The sequence below is a fragment of the Lactobacillus sp. RTP31084st1_F9_RTP31084_210423 genome, from assembly GCF_040919545.1.
In the GTDB taxonomy this organism is placed as follows: Bacteria; Bacillota; Bacilli; order Lactobacillales; family Lactobacillaceae; genus Lactobacillus; species Lactobacillus paragasseri.
In genome coordinates this window covers 1-2,048 of record NZ_JBCOVH010000010.1, presented here as the reverse complement: position 1 = coordinate 2,048, position 2,048 = coordinate 1, and the positions used below count along the sequence as shown (strand labels likewise).

The window sequence follows — 2,048 nt, the reverse complement described above, 5'->3', positions numbered from 1 at the left end:
AAGCGAAATTGCAGAGAGACTTAGCAGGATCCTGAGTAGGTCGGGACACGAGGAATCCCGATTGAAACCGCGAGGACTATCTCGCAAGGCTAAATACTAACTAGTGACCGATAGTGAACCAGTACCGTGAGGGAAAGGTGAAAAGAACCCCGGAAGGGGAGTGAAAGAGAACCTGAAACCGTGTGCCTACAAGTAGTCAAAGCACATTAAAGTGTAATGGCGTGCCTTTTGTAGAATGAACCGGCGAGTTACGTTATGGTGCAAGGTTAAGTCAGAAAAGACGGAGCCGGAGCGAAAGCGAGTCTGAAGAGGGCGAGAGAGTATCATGACGTAGACCCGAAACCAAGTGACCTACCCATGACCAGGTTGAAGGCGTGGTAAAACACGCTGGAGGACCGAACCCACGTGAGTTAAAAATCGCGGGGATGAGTTGTGGGTAGCGGTGAAATTCCAAACGAACTTGGAGATAGCTGGTTCTCTCCGAAATAGCTTTAGGGCTAGCCTCGTGTGAATGATAATGGAGGTAGAGCGCTGTTTGGACTAGGGGCCCGTCAGGGGTTACTGAATCCAGATAAACTCCGAATGCCAGATATCAATGCACGGGAGTCAGACTGCGAGTGATAAGATCCGTAGTCGAAAGGGAAACAGCCCAGATCACCAGTTAAGGTCCCCAAATCTATGCTAAGTGGAAAAGGATGTGGAGTTGCGTAGACAACTAGGATGTTGGCTTAGAAGCAGCCACCATTTAAAGAGTGCGTAATAGCTCACTAGTCGAGTGACGCTGCGCCGAAAATGTACCGGGGCTAAGCATAGTACCGAAACTGTGGATGCATATCAAAGGATATGCGTGGTAGGAGAGCGTTCTAAGTGCGGAGAAGTTAGATCGAGAGGACTAATGGAGCGCTTAGAAGTGAGAATGCCGGTATGAGTAGCGAAAGATAGGTGAGAATCCTATCCGCCGAAAGACTAAGGTTTCCTGGGGCAGGCTCGTCCGCCCAGGGTAAGTCGGGACCTAAGGTAAGGCCGAGAGGCGTAGCCGATGGACAACAGGTAGAGATTCCTGTACTGAAATTGTTCGATAAGAGCAAAGGAGGGACGCAGGAGGCTAATGACGCATGTAGCTGGAAAAACATGTGCAAGCAGTAAGAAAAAACATGAGTCAAATGCTTATGTTTAGATTTCAAGCTGTGACGCGGAGTGAAATCAAAGTAGCGAAGGTCATGATGTCACACTGCCAAGAAAAGCTTCTAGCCAGAGCAATTTTACCCGTACCGCAAACCGACACAGGTAGTCGAGTGGAGAACACTCAGGTGAGCGAGAGAACTCTCGTTAAGGAACTCGGCAAAATGACCCCGTAACTTCGGGAGAAGGGGTGCTGATGGTAAAAGATCAGCCGCAGTGAATAGGCCCAAACAACTGTTTATCAAAAACACAGGTATCTGCAAAATCGTAAGATGACGTATAGGTGCTGACACCTGCCCGGTGCTGGAAGGTTAAGAGGAGAGCTTAGCGCAAGCGAAGGTTTGAATTGAAGCCCCAGTAAACGGCGGCCGTAACTATAACGGTCCTAAGGTAGCGAAATTCCTTGTCGGGTAAGTTCCGACCTGCACGAAAGGTGTAATGATTTGGGCACTGTCTCAACGAGAGACTCGGTGAAATTATAATACCCGTGAAGATGCGGGTTACCCGCGACAGGACGGAAAGACCCCATGGAGCTTTACTGTAGCTTGATATTGAGTATTTGTTAAACATGTACAGGATAGGTAGGAGCCAGAGAAAGTAGGACGCTAGTCTTACTGGAGGCAATGTTGGGATACTACCCTTGTTTGATGGATCCTCTAACTCGCAGAGCTGAGCGTTCTGGAGGACAGTGTCAGGTGGGCAGTTTGACTGGGGCGGTCGCCTCCTAAAATGTAACGGAGGCGCCCAAAGGTTCCCTCAGAATGGTTGGAAATCATTCGCAGAGTGTAAAGGTATAAGGGAGCTTGACTGCGAGAGGTACACCTCGAGCAGGGACGAAAGTCGGGCTTAGTGATCTGGTGGTACTG

Annotated in this window: 1 rRNA gene; it reads left to right on the top strand. The window is 49.3% G+C overall.

What is annotated here, in order from left to right:
• A 23S ribosomal RNA gene (locus AB5359_RS10190) occupies positions 1-2,048 on the top strand; the annotation flags it as partial.